Genomic DNA, 15,942 nt, shown 5'->3' with positions numbered 1-15,942 from the left:
GATAACTCAGTAACGTTCATTTCATCATTAAAACATGTGCAGGCTTCTTGCTCATTATTACTAATGGCAGCCTACAGTCATTTACCCGGGCCTATTTTCTCAATAAAATGGTCTATAACTTTTCCATTTTCAGACCAAGCGATGAAACAAACAGATTACGTCGTATTAACTCAGGCGCTTTCCTGAATAAGCGCTTCAACTTCTTTACTGTCGTTAAGATGGAATGTTTGACTATGGTTAATATCAACATACTTGTTAACCCAAGTTATGAATTTTAATTTTCGGAAGTAGAACGCTATCACCCAGGAATGACCTAAAAGGTGAAAGTGTAAAGCCCGCAAAACGTAAACACCTAAAAACATCATTACCAGTTCGAGATTTATTTTCTCACTTTAATTAATCGATAAACTAGTTGAGTATGTAAACAAAGAAAAACAAAAGAAAACCAAAAACCGCAGTCAGGGCAAATATAGCCTTATAAAAAACAACTAAATCAGCGATCCACGCTGTCATATTTTTTGGTTGCGACTGAATAAAATTATAAGCTTCCCCCCTTACTTCTTCATTTTGTCTGAATTTCATTTTCACACCTTTTTGAAGGCGATATAAATATGAAAGCTTTTGATAATTTGCATAAAACCCCAAGTTACTTGAAAATTTAGTAGTAGTATCAAGCTGGAGACCTGCATTATTAAAGTCACGAATTATCTTAGCGTATTTTTCACTGTTTTTCTTAAAAATAAAAGAGGCATAAATATGCAAAAAACCAATAAGGAAAAATAAAAAAATAATCGTATACATGGTGATATCATATAATGTCATAAGATCTTATCCATGATAAAGTCCACGGCTTTTCCACCGGCTTCACCAAAACCATATCCACCTGCGGCACCACCAACTATACCACAAGCCAAGGCACCCACTCCGCCAGTTGCCACTCCCAACGCAACGCATGCGCCTGTGGCAAGTGAAGCTGACAACGCCCCACCATAAAAACCAGCCACTGTACTTCCTGCAAACTTCGAATATTCTTTTACAGCAACTTTTGTACACTCATTCTCGCGATCAACTGTGCATCCTTTATAGACATCATTAGTTGTGTTTAATGCACTGAAACCGATAGCAACCCAACCTCCATACTTCATGAATCTTGCGGCCTTAGCTGCTGCATCAACGTAAGTTGAGTATCCTCGAATAGCTCCTACACCTGCCGTTTGCCACTCATGGACTATTGATGAACTTGAAAGATTTAAAGCATGTTTTATTTGTTCATAAGGCCGTAATCGCAAAGCTAATCGAGAGAAACGGTTAAGTAGATCTTCCAATTCATTGAAAAGGCGTCGTCGTTCGATGAAAAACTGCTCACCAATTAGTGTCCCTGCTGTTAAGTACTGATTCCGGTAAGCATTTTCAATAGCTTTCAACTTATTGCCTATCTCTGAAAAATACTTTTCACCGGCATCACCGATTAACCCAGTGCCTTTATCCATGAAATTTGTGATTGCAGCAATTGAATCATAATGGCGGTGAAAAAAATTTGCATCCTCTACAGACATGGTAGACAGGCTATTGTTAGTATGCTTTTTTGCAGCGTTGAGCGAATTAATTACGGCAGGGTTATTGTTTCCATTAGGATCTGCAACTATAAGCATCTGCCCAGGCTTTGCCCACGTGACGTCTGCATTCAATTGCAAAAAATAATTAATTGCTGGAAGATTGCGATTATCGAATAAGAACGTTGCTTGCTCAGTCAACCTACCTGGACGTTGAACTACGCAAAAACCAGGTTCAATATAACTTTTTCCAGGCATATCCCCCCCACAAAAGACGATAGCTTTAATATAAACTCATATCAAAGATAATAATTGAATCGACCTGTTAGATATCTTTTAAATAAAGTGGCCCTGAGGCCGCTAGAAAATATATTAAGCTTCTTTGTTCTCTTTGATGTTCCAGCCCGCGCTGGTTTCTGCACCTTTACCACCAGAAGAGCTCTGCTCCAGTGGGATATCGTTTAACAGCACGCGCGTCACGTTACCGCGATTCGTCAGGCGGCATTCACCTTCAGCAGTGATATGCACAATCGCCTGCAGGCGGGAAATCGTGCGATCGTCGTCGGGCAGTACCAGATTGTTATCCACGCCACGACCAATTGTGCCGCCGGGAGGAAGAAAATCAAAACTGGTTTGCGGCGGTTGATAGCCGGGTTTAGCGGTTATTATCGTAAAGCGCATCACGGATTCCTGCGGTTAGCTGTTCGACATCTATATTGCGCGTCTCTCGGGGAGAAAGGCGGGATATAGAGGCTTAGTGGATGATAAGAAAAGATAAACGCAAACCTCGCGTTGCGGATATCCACCCTGTAAAAATTCATGGCAGGGCATCTCTGATAATGCTTTAGCACGTGCCTCATTGAGCCACGCAACGCAGTCGTGAGTCAATCCGATATGCGCATTGCTGCTCTATCTACGGGTGCGCCTGTAACTATCACTGCTTGTCCCGGCATTAAGAATTGCGAAACCATTAAAATAAAAATTTAACTTAAAAAAGCGAATACCAACTAAAGCTCCCCGCCAAAATAAATGGCATTAATAATGTCAGCATACTAAATTACATAAACATAACAGGCCAATTACGAACGAGCTCATCGAAAAACTGCAAGAGTGCCTCTGTAAAATTTTTAATACGAACTAAAACGTCCAAGCCTGCCTTGCCAAAAAGAGGTGCATACATTTACGATCCATTTTTAAGCATTAATAAGGCCAGATCTTTTAAAAAGACATCACTTATCCTATGCTATATTCACTTGACGACAGCTGAAAATAAAAATGCACCCCAGAGGAATTGATTGTTATAATATAATTAATGATAAGGTATCATTTTTAACTTTTTAATTCTTTGTTCATTGTGCTCATACATGCAGATATTGATATAAGAAAGACTTGCGTCACTACCTTTATCCGCTGCAAAAGAGGCAAGTTCACAATCATTTTCTCTGTACTTTAACCATGCCCGTTGTGCTTCAGTTAACGTGCTTATGTACTTATTAAGCTCCTCATCATTGCCTTTATAAAGCTCCTGAACCCTTGATTTAGCCGCTTTATATTCCTTATTCAACATCACTTCTGTTTCAGATTTATTCTTTTCTGCACAGGCGTAAACCTCTTGATCATTATTTCCTTGTGAGCAATCACTTAAAGCATAAACCGGATTAAGCACTTGCATACCAACTACGAACAAAGTAGAAAGCAATATCTTTTTCATGTAACCTCTTATTTATCGTCTACTTCTGAGATAACGAGCACGATGACGACCCTTTTCAAACTTTTGGAGATATGCTGAGCTATCAATAAAATCTGCCAATTTATCGATGTCATTATGCATAGCCGCCTGCATATTTATCGTCGAACCTGCACCTTGATAAACTAAATCCACAATAATATCTTTAATTGCAGGCTTCAGCTTATCCCAATCCGTTCTTTCGTGATGACTGGCAGTTTTAGATAGATAGGAAGATTTAGCACGACTTACATAGATTGGGTAAATGATCTCAAAGAGTCTTGCCTGCGACTCACGTGATATGATGCCGCATTCATCCCTGTGTTTTTTAACCCAGGCATGTGCCGCACTTCCTTTTTTTGTAGAGCCTAAAGAAAGACGCCTTGCCTGCTCTTGCTCAACCCCCACCATCAAAAGATCAGAATAAATTTCACCTGAACTTCTTCCGCCCATGTCGTAACCTCTTCCGATGGTTACACCTGAGTTATATCCTGGCCAATGTATATGCCTACTGAAATAAGGACTATGAATGTTGTCATTACCTTCGGCATCAAATGTAATTTGTCCCGCATTAACGGTAAGACGGCCAGAATTAACATTTGGATCATCGACTTTCCCAGGTGGTAAAATTTTACCGGTACTATTACCTGAGCGAGAGAGTGCACTCCATGTCTTTCCATGAACATCAACCAAACCATCTGGCCGTGACATGAAACGTGATTGGTAACTTTTGATAGCTTCGATAGTTTTTGGCCCAATTCTGCCGTCATCACGAAGCTGGGGAAAACCATTATTTTGTAAAAGCCGTTGAACCGTTTTTACATCGCCGTAATTATTACGGCCACCTATACCAACTGACCCTGTAATACTCATTTACTATCTCCACCCAATGAATCTGATCCAGAGAAATCCTTGTAAATTGGCTGGGAGCCTAACGCATAAAAAGAAAAAACCACTTAGCGAGAAACGCCTCCCGATAAGGAGGCGTTTTTTCTTACGCTTCTTTATTCTCTTTGATGTTCCAGCCCGCGCTGGTTTCTGCACCTTTACCACCAGAAGAGCTCTGCTCCCAGTACTGCTGTTTCACTTTCGCAGCCTGGAATGCATAAGTTACGCCCAGGGTGTCATCGTGCTCTGAACCCACGAACTGAACGTTGGTTACCAGCACATCTTCCAGGGTGATTCGGGTGTATTCGATTTGCGTGCCGCCCGCTTTACAAACTGACACTTCAACTTTAGAAACGTGCTTACCGCTGGCACAGTTTTTCAGCAGTGCAGTTACCGCTTTGTCGATTTTGGCATTAATGTGCAGGTCGTTGAAGTTAACTTTACCAGCACCGCCACCGCCGCCCACGCTCATATTACCCGGCTGATTAGCGCCCCAGGAGAAAGAGGTAATATCAATCCAGCCGGTATGGTTAGAATCTTTAGATTCACCCGTAATGCCGTCTACCTTCAAATACATATCAATAGCCATAATATTTACTCTTCGTTATGGAAAAAGTTGTCGCTTTCGAAAAAGCATCTATATGGCAAAGAGAAAAGCATGGGGCTGAATAAAACAGTCCATATTTTACTTTTGCCTCGACTTCGGGAGTGCTACAGGCTTCCCGAAGGGTCCCACTACAATAAACTGCAACAGCAGGAGATTTTTTTGCCGTATCGGTATGTCAAATGAATGCTGACGCACACAAGGCATCCGTCGTAAATACGCTAAATTTAATTATGTCGTTCATTCTGTTGCAGGCTGATGACTTAACCCCTATCCATTCTCACAGCGATAACAGAACAGTTGAGCTAATTATTTATCTGGCCGACATGGAACAGCAAAATATCTGATTAGGTAGCCTGCCATTATACCTTTATAGCCCGGTCGAAACCCGTAGACCTTCTACCGGAGCCAGTATTTTCAGAAAAGGTTTATTTTGCGGGCAACAGAATTTTTGAAGTGAAAAAGGTCATGCTTAATCGTCTGAAAAAGCACGCCACCTGGACGTGCTTTACATTGCAAAAAAATTTAATTCTCGTTCGACTTCAGCGAAGGCAGCTTCGATACCAGACGCAGCGACACTGTTAATCCTTCCAGCTGATAATGCGGGCGCAGGAAGAATTTCGCTGCATAGTAGCCAGGGTTGTCTTCCTGCTCTTCCACATTCACCTCCGCCGCAGCCAGTGGCTTGCGTGATTTGGTTTCCTGTGAAGAGTTAGCCGGGTCACCATCAACATAGTTCATTATCCAGTCATTCAGCCAGCGTTCCATATCGTCACGCTCACGGAATGAACCAATCTTGTCGCGCACAATGCACTTCAGATAGTGAGCGAAACGGCAGCAGGCGAACAGGTACGGCAAACGGGCAGCCAGACGAGCATTCGCGGTAGCGTCCGCATCATGGTATTCCGCCGGTTTTTGCAGCGACTGTGCGCCAATAAACGCGGCGAAGTCAGAGTTTTTACGGTGGACCAGCGGCATAAAGCCATTTTTCGCCAGTTCGGCTTCACGGCGATCACTGATGGCGATCTCGGTCGGGCACTTCATGTCCACGCCGCCGTCATCGCTGGGGAACGTATGGCAGGGCAGGTTTTCCACTGCGCCTCCTGATTCCACGCCACGGATGGAGGTACACCAGCCGTACTCTTTAAATGAACGGTTGATGTTGGCCGCCATCGCATAAGCTGCGTTGGTCCAGCTGTAGTTGCTGTGATCCGAGCCATCGGTCTGCTCTTCAAAATCGAAGCTGTCAACCGGGTTGGTACGAATGCCGTAAGGCAGACGAGACAGGAAGCGCGGCATTACCAGGCCCAGGTAACGCGCATCTTCCGATTCGCGCAGGCTGCGCCAGGCGGCATATTCAGTGTTCTGGAAGATTTTGGTCAGATCGCGTGGATTCGCCAGCTCCTGCCAGGATTCCATCTGCATAACGCCTGGCGCGGTACCGGTGATAAACGGACAGTGCGCGGCCGCACCGATGCGGGCCATCTCGCCCAGCAGCTCAACGTCCTGCGGGCTGTGGTCGAAGTAGTAATCGCCGACCAGGCAACCGAACGGCTCGCCACCGAACTGGCCGTATTCCTGTTCATAGATTTTCTTAAACAGCGGACTTTGATCCCAGCCCACGCCTTTATAGCGCTTGAGCGTGCGGCCCAGCTCCTGTTTAGAGATGCTCATGAAACGAATCTTCAGCATCTCATCGGTTTCCGTGTTATTCACCAGATAGCTCAGACCGCGCCAGGCGCTTTCCAGCTTCTGAAACTCTTCATGGTGAATAATCTGATTGACCTGCTGAGACAGCTTTTCATCAATCTCAGCAATCAGTGCCTGAATGGTACGGTAAGCATCGCTGGAAACGGTCACCGTATTTTCCAGCGCCTGCTGTGCCAGCGTTTTCACCGCGCTTTCTACCGCTTCGCGCGCCTGATCACTCTTTGGACGAAACTCTTTGTTCAGTAAGGCACTAAACTCGTCCTGACTAAAACTGGCATCGCCCTGTGACTGGGGTTGTTGAGAAGTCTGATTCATTATTGCTCCTCCTTCCCTTCTGCGGCATCCGCCTGCTTAGGCACATGCGTCAGCGCCTGCAGCAGGGTCGGATCCTGAAGAATTTTGCCGATAAGCTCTTCAGCGCCATTTTTGCCATCCATATAGGTCAGCAGATTTGAAAGCTGAGTACGTGCTTCCAGCAGGCTGTTAAGTGGTTCGACTTTACGGGCAATGGCATCCGGGGAGAAATCGTCCATGCTTTCAAAAGTCAGGTCAATATTCAGTTTGCCGTCGCCGTTCAGCGTATTGTCGACCTGGAATGCAGCGCGTGGCTTCATGGCTTTCATGCGCTCATCGAAGTTATCGATGTCGATTTCCAGGAATTTGCGATCGTCAACGCTGGCCTGCGGCTCCAGCGGCTTACCGGCTAAATCGGCCAGTACGCCCATGATGAAGGGCAACTGAATTTTTCGTTCTGCACCATAAACTTCCACGTCATATTCAATCTGAACGCGTGGCGCGCGATTGCGGGCGATAAATTTCTGCCCACTGGACTTCATTGTTGGCATGGTTCTCTCCATAAATAATGCGCGGTTACTGGCTCGCAGGAGGCGCGCAGGTCTCGCTGCGTTAAGACTTCACTGATAGCTTAGTCGCGGCGTCCAAAAATGTTTTCTAACTGATGTACACCATCCGGCGCAAGGTCGCGAATGATGTCCATAAAGTCGAGTTCGATCAGGCGCTGTACACGGTCAATCATCAACGGTGCCGGATGGCTGGGCTCGTGCTGCGTAAAGTACTGTTTCACTTTTTCCAGCATTAACTGCGCTTCAGCACGCGAGTTAAGCTGAGCACTGCGCCAGTCTGTAGCGGCGCGCGACGCGGCCCTGGGCGCGGTTGGGTTTTCAGTTTCCGGTGCAGACTGTACGGCCGCTGCCAGAGACTGTAACGCGCCGATATCGGTGGCCTGGCAACGCTCATTCAGCATGGCGAAGCTGCGCTGAAGCTGACTCATATCCGGTAAGGCCGTTTCATCCAGCTTTTCAGTCACCAGGCTACGAATGCGCTGCAAACGTTCGCCAATGTCCTGAATGGCCGCAACGCCGGGTTGCTCGCCTCGCGCCAGTTCATCATTAAGACGCGGCAGGCCGCCAGGGTAGTCTGGCACTTCCGTTTTACTGCCGTCACATAATGCAGCGGCATCGCGAAGCGTAATCCCGTCGGAAGCATAACGCAGCAGCCACGACTGGCGCACCGCGCCCGCCAGGGCTGACTGGTCGCCCAGCACGGCCAGGGCATTAATGCGGTAAAAGGGATCGGGCTGGCCATCTTCTTCCAGACGTGGCCACAAGGTTTCCCAGTATTGCGACATGGCCTGCTCAATCAGTTGCAACCCCTGTGCATAGCCGGGCAACCCTTTGAGACGAGTCCAGGCGTGCGTCAGCGTGAGCATGACGCGTAAATCTTTGCTGCGGCTCATTAAATCCAGTGCCAGCTTTTCGACCTTGTTCCAGTCAGCCGGTTCGGCCGGAATGATGGTATCGCCGAACTGCTGCTCGGCTTTGCCTACGCTGGCCTGTTCCATCGCCTGAAAATCCGCATCGTATTCCAGGTTATCCCCGCAGGGATTATCGTGGCTTACCGGTATCAGCAACGTGTCAATATCAATACTCATCCGTTTCGCCTCAGGATTCAAACATAGGAGGATAAAGTCCATTTCGCCCGGGCTTTGCACCGCCCGCCGGATCGAATAACAGCGAAAATAACTGCGCTGTCAGGTTGCCGCTGTGGACATGGGTATAAAGCGGAAAACCGTCGCTCTGATTGGTCCACCAAAAACTGCTTTGAAACTGGGGATCAAAACTCTGTGATGGCAAATTCCAGCTCAGGGTGGAGGCATTATTCTCCCCGCTGCCGATCACCGATAAGATATCCGATGAGGCTTCGCCTTCCTGAGGCTGTGGAAGGGGAATACTTAACAACGCCTGATCAAACTGCTCGGGCGTGCCCCCCTCCTGAACCGCCCGCAATAAGGTATTGCCCATCTGGTGATACCAGTCACCGGCGCGGGCCAGCAGTAACGGGGCCCATTCCGTTGGCGTAAAGTAGCGCAACGCACAGAGCGGATAATGTCGCCCGACGCTGTCGCGGGCGGCGGTCAGGCAGCCCATCTGAATCAGTTGCGTACCTAACATGGGCGGTATGACAAAATTCCACACGGGTGCTTTGAGAAAGGCCCGTGACGCGGAATGCTCGCCTTCCGCACTGGTTTGCCAGTGATGCAATCCTACCTGAAACCAGTTCGACCACTGGCGCTGCAGGGTATCGGGGAAACGTCGTTTTACGAAATCACCCGAACTGGGCAGTTTGCCGTACCAGCCAGGTGCTGCGTATTGAGTCATAGTCAGATCCTGTTTCAGGGACAGCTAAATGCAGGGAGCTGGAAGGGGTTCCTGATGCTGCCCGGCGTAAAGGACAACGTCACATTATGGCCGTCCACATTAAAGCTGGCTTCGCGCGTCAGCCCACCGACCGAGGTGACCTGTGCGCGGTCAAAGAAGCGATTAAGCGCCCATGGCCCGCTGGTGGTCAGCGTGGAGGTTGTGCCATTCGTCAGGCCCAGTTGCATGCGCACCTGACTGGTTCCCCCCGGACCGGGCCAGCTGACTAACTGCACCGCCTGTGGACCATGACTGTAGCGTAAGATTTGCCCGTCCACGTCCAGCGTCATATTAAGAATGTCGTTGTCCATTTTTACCGTGCGCAACGTCACGCGGAAAGAAGGCGTGGTGGCACCATTGGCAAAAAACGCATCGCGAATCGACTGAGCCTGCTGGAACGGACGCAGCAGCGCTTCGCCCCCCGGTAACGTTTTACCATCAATGCCCGGCGTGAAACGCCATGCCGCGCGGGTGGTATCCACTTTACTGGCCAGATTGTCCCGGAAGAAGCTGTCCATCAGTCCGCTGCCTGGCGCAAACATGCGCGCCAGGTCGTCAGGCGTGACTTCACTTCGCGCGTTGCGCACTAAAGGATAGCGGCCGGCAATCGCCTGGCGACAGAAACTGCCAACTTCCATGGTAATGCGCTTGCGGACGTTATCCATATCGCGACGCTGTGCATCACTGCTGGCACCGACAGCCATACCGGAGACCATATTTTGCAGCGAGCCAGGCAAACGACCCGCGCTGGCCTGCAGACGGCTGATCGCATCACTGGACGGCGGTGGCATTCCGCTGTTCGCCGCGTCTTGTACGGCCGTGAGGTAACGATAGAGGTCGTCAATCTGCTTCAGGAAATCATCCACGGCCAGCACTTTGCTGCCCTGCTGCAATGGCTGTGCCAGTTCGATAATCGGTGCGAAATGGGCCGTTACCGCTTGTTCAGGCGTTTGCTGCACCGCACCCTGTTCACCATTCGAGCGCGGCGAGGTAAACAGTGCCTGTAACGTGCGCGTGGCACTGTTATCTGACGCGGCTGCGGCATTTTTCGCGCTCTTGTCGTCAGGTTGTGCCCGCGTCAGCGTGAGCTGTTTACTCAAATTAATAACCAGTTGCCGCAGCGGGGAATGGTTACTGGATAACAGACGTGCGGTATTAATACGCTGCGTTAAATCGGCACTGCTGTTGAGCTGGATATCGCTGAGAAACTGCTCCCACTGGCGAATATAGTCCTGAATATACAGCTGACGCACCGCCATATCGGTTTGTTTGCTGTCTTCATGGGCCGTTTCGCCACCCAGCACCCAGATATCATCCTTGTAGAGGGCATCCGTAACGGGGGCGATCTCTTTATCAACGTGGTTCCAGTAGCCGTCGGGCGTGAAAAGTCCGGACACGCCTTCATTCACGGATTTACCGCTTTTACGTGAGAACACCAGTTCGCTTTGCGGCCCACCCAGGGCAGCCAGGGTCACGGATGACAATGCACTATCGCGTTCCAGCAGGCGTTTCAGGCGTCCGTAAACGCGCTGTGACAGCGGCATCTGACTAATCAGCGCCTGCTCGCGCTTTACCAGCGCGTCATCCTTCGCATAGGGCGAGGACTGGATCTGTGTTTCCAGCAACTGCTGCAGGTGCCACGCCAGCTGTTTCACCTCCGCCTGCGTCACATCCTGAGGCAGTTCACGGGAGATATTTAACATCATCCACGCCTGAAGAAACTTACCGTCATAGTGCTTTGGCTGATACAGCATCTGATAAGCCTTCAGGGCTTCATAGCTGTAATCGGCATCGCTGCCGTTGTCATTGCGTAACCAGCGGGTAATATTTTGCGCCACTTGTGGCATCAACAGTTGTTTAAGTGCGCGATTGTATAACGCCTGCGTGGCGTCACTCACTTCCGTACCCCGATACAGTCCCATGCGACGCGTCAGCGGCGGATGCTCCAGGGAAAAAGACGCGCTTTCCGGCAGGTGCAACAGCGTGTTGAGATAAGGGACCAGCGCAAACAGGTTACCGTTCACCTCTTTTTGCAGTTTGTCACCCAGTTGCTCGACCTGCGGCGTTTTGGCCGCCATCTCCTGCAGATAAGTTTTATTTTTGTTATAGCTGATCAGCCACAATGTCCCCGCAATCAGCACCAGGATAAGCAAGGCCAGGTAGCCCGACCAGAGCCCTACGCGATTACGGAGTTCCCACCAGCGATTGCTGCCTGCCAGGCCCGACTCCTGAAAGATGACGTTTTCAAGCACCCCTTTCAGGAAGAAACTCTGGCCTTTGTTCTGCGGAATCGGGGCCTCTTTATCCACCTTGTCCCAGCTACCTGACTCGCCCTGCTGCTGGCCCGGCAAGTGCAGTGCACGTGTCAGTTCGCCCATCACACGGTCAAATGGCAGCCCTTCCTGGGTGCCGCTGGCGAAATAGATCCCGCGCGGCGCAAACTGCGTTTCGAAATCAGAACGGGCAAAGAGAATATCCAGCGCTTCAGCCAACTGTGGGCGCAGCGCGGCAAATTCTTGTGGGAACAGATAACTTTCTGCCCGCGCCTGCGCATCACTTTCCGCCAGCAGAACATCCGCCAGCCCGGCATCCAGCCGCTGTTGCAACAGAGCATATTCCTGCTGGAACTGGCTGCTCAGTTCGAAATCCGCTGTCGAGGCTTTCGCCCATGGGAAGGTAAATCCCCAGATCTGTTCGCGCTGTGTTTTATCCAGGCTGGCAAAATAACTGCGGAAACCTTTTAACAGGTCAGCTTTAGTGACCAGCACATAAACCGGAAAGCGAATGCCCAGTTGATCGTGAAGTTCCATCAGGCGCTGACGCAGCGCCATCGCCTGATTACGCATGGCGTCGGGCGATTGCGACAACAGATCAGCCACGCTGAGTGTCACAATGACGCCGTTTACAGGCTGACGGCCACGGTATTTGCGCAGCAGCGCCAGAAAATGGTGCCATTCACTGGCATCACGCTCCTGCTGACTTTCCTGCGTGGTATAGCGTCCTGCGGTATCCAGCAGGACAGCTTCATTTGTAAACCACCAGTCGCAGTTTCGTGTTCCGCCAATACCGCGTAAGGCCGCTTTGCCAAATTTATCGGCCAACGGAAACTGCAAACCGGAATTCACCAGCGCCGTCGTTTTACCCGCGCCAGGCGCACCGATAATCATGTACCACGGCAGTTGGTACAGGTACTGATGGCTGAAGCGCTGCGCCCAGAAAGGGGCGCCTTTGCTGCTCTGGCGCTGAAAATGCGCCTTTTTTAGCATTTCTGTCGCTTCAGAGAAGCGGCTGGCAAGCACCTGATCCTCACTGGTCAGGCGTTTGCGCTCTTCCTCAGGTGCGTCCGGTTTGCTGGTCTCCAGACTGGACATCAGTTTGCGGTTCAGCCAGTAGTTATACAGACGTGGAATCGCCTGACTCAGGCCCCAGACCACATACAGCAGCGCAATACTGATCATGCGGTTCTGTTCAGACTCCAGCGGCCGGGAATCCACTATCGAGAACACCGGGCCGATGACCCAAATGATAAATGATAACGCTGTGATACCGACGAAGCCCCACGCCAGGCGGCTGGTCAGTATCGAAAACAGGACATTCAGCATGGATTAGTTCCCTCTTGCCAGGCCGTTAAGTTCAGCTTTCGTCGTGTCAGGTGCGACCTGCAGCGTGATTTCAACACGACGGTTGCGGGCGCGGTTCTCTGCACTGTTATTAGGCACCAGCGGGTGCGTTTCGCCCCGCCCTTCCGCTTTGACACGTGACGGATTGGCCAGCTGTTTTTGCAACAGGTTCTGAACGGACTGAGCGCGAGCCAGCGACAGCTCGTAGTTCGACGCAAAACGTGCACTGCGAATCGGCACGTTATCGCTGTATCCCACGACCAGGATTTTCCCGCTGACGTTGTTCATGGCCTCGGCAATGCGCTGAATCACCGCATCATAACGCCCACGAACTTCCGTTGATCCAGAGGCGAATAAGCCGTCTCCTTTCAGCGTCACCACGCTCTGATCGGCCTCGTCACGCACCGCGACCAGGCCTTCATCGATTTCTGGTTTGAGGAAGGACTTCAGGTTCAGTGACGGCGGCGGCGGCGGTGCCGGATTTCGAATCTGCACTTCGGGCAGTGTCGTCTGATAAATTTTGGCCAGCACCGGCGAGGTATAATCCCCCAGCCGCCAGTTAAGCACAATGTAGAACAGGCAGGCCGCCAGGCCCGCCAGCGCGGCACAGGCCCACAGCGGAATCATTGGTCGCCACAGTTTGCGCAACACCGGTTGATCGGTAGGATGTGGCGAAAGCGCAGCGGCAAAACTTCCCCTGACGCTTCGGATCATCTGCAGCAGGCGCTGTTTAATGGTGTCCAGCTGTGAACGCCCGTTGTCGAGTACGCGGTAGCGCCCTTCGAACCCCAGCACCAGACAGAAATAAATCAGCTCCAGTAACAGAATATGCTGTCGCGGATTTTGTGACAGTTTAGCCAGCAGCTGGAAAAACTTTTCGCCACCCCAGGTTTCGTTGTGAAAAGTTACCAGCAAGCCATTACTGGTCCACACACCGCGGCTGCCCCAGGGCGTCAGCGCAGCGGCTTCGTCCAGCGCCGTACACAGGCAGTAACGTGCGCCAACGATCACTTCGTAGCTCAGACCCGACTGCTGACAGGCCAGCTCGAAACGACGAATCTGTTCGATAAGTTGCTGGCGTAAACGGGCGGGATCGTCGTGCGATACCGAGTGACGAATCTGGGGAATGGCGTTGATCAGCGGATTAGCTGCGGCCACCAGCGTGTTCTGATGGCTCAGACTTAACTCCTGCTGAAAAGCATCACTGTTCGGTTTGTTTTGTTCCTGCATCATGCCTGCTCAGTTTGAATTATTCTGACTGACTGCGAATGGCCCAGAACTCCATGTTCAGGCCCGGAAACTCACCGGCAAGGTGCAGCGCGAAGGCACCCGATCGTTCCATCTCCTGCCACAGCTCGCTGTTTTTATCCAACTCAAAATAGCTGTATCCGGCGTGCCAGGGGATTTGCGGGGGCGCGCCAGGCATGGCTCTCAGGGCCAGCCCCGGAAGCTGCAACTGCACGAGATCGCGAATTTTGGTCACAGGCGCGACCTTCATCTGTGCCGGGAAATGGGTTTTGAGTGCATCGGCGGGAACGCTTGCCTTGACGGCCAGCACAAAGCCAAATTCACGCACCATGCTGTTGTCTGGCACGGTGGCGACGTTCAGGCCGTGTGAACGCTGCGTCAGTGGCAGTTGAATGGCGCTCTCTTCCATGACCTGCGACAGCCCCTGACGCAGCAACAGGGTGAGGCGCGAAAAGCAACCTTGCAGATCATCGTGATCGTAAACGGGAAGCGCGTCAGGCGTACGGGCCTGCGTCCAGGTTGCCAGTTCCGCGGCCAGTTGTAACCAGTGGCTGTAGAGCGTTTCAGGATGCAGTAACGGCAGGTGCTGCAGATGAGCGTGCAGCCCCAACTGGCGATTAAGGAGCGCCAGCAGCATGAAATCCACCATATCTGCACTGTTAAAACGCCCGGTACCTGGCGCGCGCTGGCTCAGTTGCTGGCTGCGCTGCTGAATCATACCGTGCAAATCCGTCATCATGCTCTGAAGCGGACGACTGCCTGCAAGCGTTAAGGTAGGAGGGATGTAGTCATTGTCTAAACGAATGTGGTTGTCACTGCGTTTTTCAACAATCTGCGCCACGCCCATGGCCGTCCACTCTGCGGTCAGATCCTGCTCCAGCATTAACCGCAGGCGAAGCTTGCCAAACTGGACAGTGGCGGTGCCAACAGCCTGCGCGTTGTCATCTTCGACTTCCGCTTCCCAGGCGAGGTAGCGCGCCAGAGAATCTGGCGCATCTTCAAACGTTACCGCTTCGCGGCCATTACGCCGCGCGGGGATGGCCAGCACCACTTTCGCCCGGTCAATATTCGCGGGCACGTCTAATGGGGCTGGACCTTGCTGGGGCTGGCTGAAAGCAAAAAACGTCCCATCCGGCAGACATCCACTGGCGGCATTGAGCGCCAGCTTGCCCTGCCGTAACAGCGCTTCATCAAATTCGAGATCGAAAAATCCCCAAATGTAAGGACGTTGCGACTGGCCCCATTCACGCAGCGAGCTTTGCAGAAAATTTTCTGCCTGCTGGAAATGGTGAGGACGCAAAAACATCCCTTCCGCCCAAACAACCTTTTCGGCTCTGTTCATAATCATCCTTTGAAGACGGTGTTATTGCTTAACGGGACGCATACCGGCATCGTCAACAATAATGTTGGCGTTTAGCTCACCATCATTGCTTTTCCAGAACTGCCAGAATGAACTGCTGTCGCTGTCCGGGAAAGGCAGCGCCAGCCGCCACACTTTGCCATCCAGCTTTTGATATTCCGCCATGATGCCGATAAACCGTGCCTCAGGCAGGCTTTTCGCACTCAGCGTTTTACTGAGCTGACCGGACATCAGGAAAAACTGCTGACTGTTAAGCAGCGTATTGCCTAATGCGGTCGCGGGTTGATTCTGTAATGTGAAGAAATCAGCGGACATAAACTCGGCATCCGACGTCAACAGCATGACGCGCACTTTGAGCGGCGCGCCGGCGTTGATGGGGGGATGCGCCTGAAAATTCAGGTTGTAGCGCGCGATATCGGGCTTACTGCTACTGCATGCGGTCAGCAGAAGTAGCAGGAAGGGCCAGAGCCATTTTTTCAGGCCAGCGCGCAAGTGGGTATGTGCCATATCTGCCCC

13 protein-coding genes and 1 pseudogene are annotated in these 15,942 nt (G+C 51.0%); all 14 read right to left on the bottom strand.

All coding sequences use genetic code 11. The features are described 5' to 3' along the window. Nucleotides 1–408: 408 nt before the first annotated feature. Nucleotides 409–822, bottom strand: a complete 414-nt coding sequence (locus RAC60_RS09225) for a hypothetical protein (RefSeq protein WP_375093416.1) — start codon at nucleotides 820–822, stop codon at nucleotides 409–411. Beyond that, nucleotides 819–1,811: a hypothetical protein gene (locus RAC60_RS09220; protein ID WP_375093415.1), complete on the bottom strand. Its 993-nt coding sequence runs from the start codon at nucleotides 1,809–1,811 to the stop codon at nucleotides 819–821. The genes RAC60_RS09225 and RAC60_RS09220 overlap by 4 nt, the downstream gene beginning before the upstream one ends. Before the next feature lie 183 nt (nucleotides 1,812–1,994). Then, a pseudogene (locus RAC60_RS09215) lies at nucleotides 1,995–2,234 on the bottom strand (FHA domain-containing protein); the annotation flags it as partial. Between the two features lie 628 nt (nucleotides 2,235–2,862). Further along, on the bottom strand, nucleotides 2,863–3,264 hold the full coding sequence (locus RAC60_RS09210) for a lysozyme inhibitor LprI family protein (RefSeq protein ID WP_282497990.1): 402 nt from the start codon (nucleotides 3,262–3,264) through the stop codon (nucleotides 2,863–2,865). 12 nt (nucleotides 3,265–3,276) lie between these two features. Next, nucleotides 3,277–4,152: a peptidoglycan-binding protein gene (locus tag RAC60_RS09205; protein ID WP_033742157.1), complete on the bottom strand. Its 876-nt coding sequence runs from the start codon at nucleotides 4,150–4,152 to the stop codon at nucleotides 3,277–3,279. A 121-nt stretch (nucleotides 4,153–4,273) separates the two neighbouring features. Then, nucleotides 4,274–4,756 (bottom strand): type VI secretion system tube protein Hcp, encoded by a 483-nt coding sequence (locus RAC60_RS09200; RefSeq protein ID WP_033742159.1) that lies wholly within the window; start codon nucleotides 4,754–4,756, stop codon nucleotides 4,274–4,276. A 540-nt stretch (nucleotides 4,757–5,296) separates the two neighbouring features. After that, entirely contained in the window at nucleotides 5,297–6,796 is a 1,500-nt protein-coding gene (gene tssC, locus RAC60_RS09195) for a type VI secretion system contractile sheath large subunit (RefSeq protein ID WP_033742163.1), read from the bottom strand. Continuing rightward, nucleotides 6,796–7,326 (bottom strand): type VI secretion system contractile sheath small subunit, encoded by a 531-nt coding sequence (gene tssB / locus RAC60_RS09190; protein WP_033742165.1) that lies wholly within the window; start codon nucleotides 7,324–7,326, stop codon nucleotides 6,796–6,798. Before tssB ends, tssC begins: the two co-directional genes overlap by 1 nt. An 80-nt stretch (nucleotides 7,327–7,406) precedes the next feature. Continuing rightward, nucleotides 7,407–8,432, bottom strand: coding sequence for a type VI secretion system protein TssA (gene tssA, locus RAC60_RS09185; RefSeq protein WP_058701635.1), 1,026 nt, complete (start codon nucleotides 8,430–8,432; stop codon nucleotides 7,407–7,409). Between the two features lie 10 nt (nucleotides 8,433–8,442). After that, nucleotides 8,443–9,159 (bottom strand): type VI secretion system-associated protein TagF, encoded by a 717-nt coding sequence (tagF, locus tag RAC60_RS09180; RefSeq protein ID WP_033742168.1) that lies wholly within the window; start codon nucleotides 9,157–9,159, stop codon nucleotides 8,443–8,445. 14 nt (nucleotides 9,160–9,173) lie between these two features. Further along, complete coding sequence (tssM, locus tag RAC60_RS09175) at nucleotides 9,174–12,800, bottom strand: type VI secretion system membrane subunit TssM (protein WP_375093411.1); 3,627 nt, start codon at nucleotides 12,798–12,800, stop codon at nucleotides 9,174–9,176. A 3-nt stretch (nucleotides 12,801–12,803) separates the two neighbouring features. After that, nucleotides 12,804–14,051, bottom strand: a complete 1,248-nt coding sequence (locus RAC60_RS09170; protein WP_080752842.1) for a DotU family type VI secretion system protein — start codon at nucleotides 14,049–14,051, stop codon at nucleotides 12,804–12,806. A 16-nt stretch (nucleotides 14,052–14,067) separates the two neighbouring features. Beyond that, nucleotides 14,068–15,408 carry a type VI secretion system baseplate subunit TssK gene (tssK, locus tag RAC60_RS09165; RefSeq protein WP_375093410.1) on the bottom strand — a complete coding sequence of 447 codons (1,341 nt, stop codon included), beginning with the start codon at nucleotides 15,406–15,408 and terminating at the stop codon, nucleotides 14,068–14,070. Nucleotides 15,409–15,429: 21 nt separating this feature from the next. After that, on the bottom strand, nucleotides 15,430–15,933 hold the full coding sequence (gene tssJ, locus RAC60_RS09160) for a type VI secretion system lipoprotein TssJ (protein ID WP_050504999.1): 504 nt from the start codon (nucleotides 15,931–15,933) through the stop codon (nucleotides 15,430–15,432). Between the last annotated feature and the right edge of the window lie 9 nt (nucleotides 15,934–15,942).

Origin of the sequence: Pantoea sp. BR_17 (genome assembly GCF_041955125.1) — a bacterium.
Taxonomy (GTDB): Bacteria; Pseudomonadota; Gammaproteobacteria; order Enterobacterales; family Enterobacteriaceae; genus Pantoea; species Pantoea stewartii.
This window is presented reverse-complemented; position numbering and strand designations above follow the sequence as displayed.

Coding starts and splice junctions, on each gene's coding strand:
- RAC60_RS09220 (WP_375093415.1), bottom strand. CDS start 1,811: ATGCCTGGAAAAAGTTATATTGAACCTGGTTTTTGCGTAGTTCAACGT.
- RAC60_RS09210 (WP_282497990.1), bottom strand. CDS start 3,264: ATGAAAAAGATATTGCTTTCTACTTTGTTCGTAGTTGGTATGCAAGTG.
- RAC60_RS09205 (WP_033742157.1), bottom strand. CDS start 4,152: ATGAGTATTACAGGGTCAGTTGGTATAGGTGGCCGTAATAATTACGGC.
- RAC60_RS09225 (WP_375093416.1), bottom strand. CDS start 822: ATGACATTATATGATATCACCATGTATACGATTATTTTTTTATTTTTC.
- RAC60_RS09170 (WP_080752842.1), bottom strand. CDS start 14,051: ATGATGCAGGAACAAAACAAACCGAACAGTGATGCTTTTCAGCAGGAG.
- tssA (WP_058701635.1), bottom strand. CDS start 8,432: ATGAGTATTGATATTGACACGTTGCTGATACCGGTAAGCCACGATAAT.
- RAC60_RS09200 (WP_033742159.1), bottom strand. CDS start 4,756: ATGGCTATTGATATGTATTTGAAGGTAGACGGCATTACGGGTGAATCT.
- tssC (WP_033742163.1), bottom strand. CDS start 6,796: ATGAATCAGACTTCTCAACAACCCCAGTCACAGGGCGATGCCAGTTTT.
- tssJ (WP_050504999.1), bottom strand. CDS start 15,933: ATGGCACATACCCACTTGCGCGCTGGCCTGAAAAAATGGCTCTGGCCC.
- tagF (WP_033742168.1), bottom strand. CDS start 9,159: ATGACTCAATACGCAGCACCTGGCTGGTACGGCAAACTGCCCAGTTCG.
- tssB (WP_033742165.1), bottom strand. CDS start 7,326: ATGCCAACAATGAAGTCCAGTGGGCAGAAATTTATCGCCCGCAATCGC.
- tssM (WP_375093411.1), bottom strand. CDS start 12,800: ATGCTGAATGTCCTGTTTTCGATACTGACCAGCCGCCTGGCGTGGGGC.
- tssK (WP_375093410.1), bottom strand. CDS start 15,408: ATGAACAGAGCCGAAAAGGTTGTTTGGGCGGAAGGGATGTTTTTGCGT.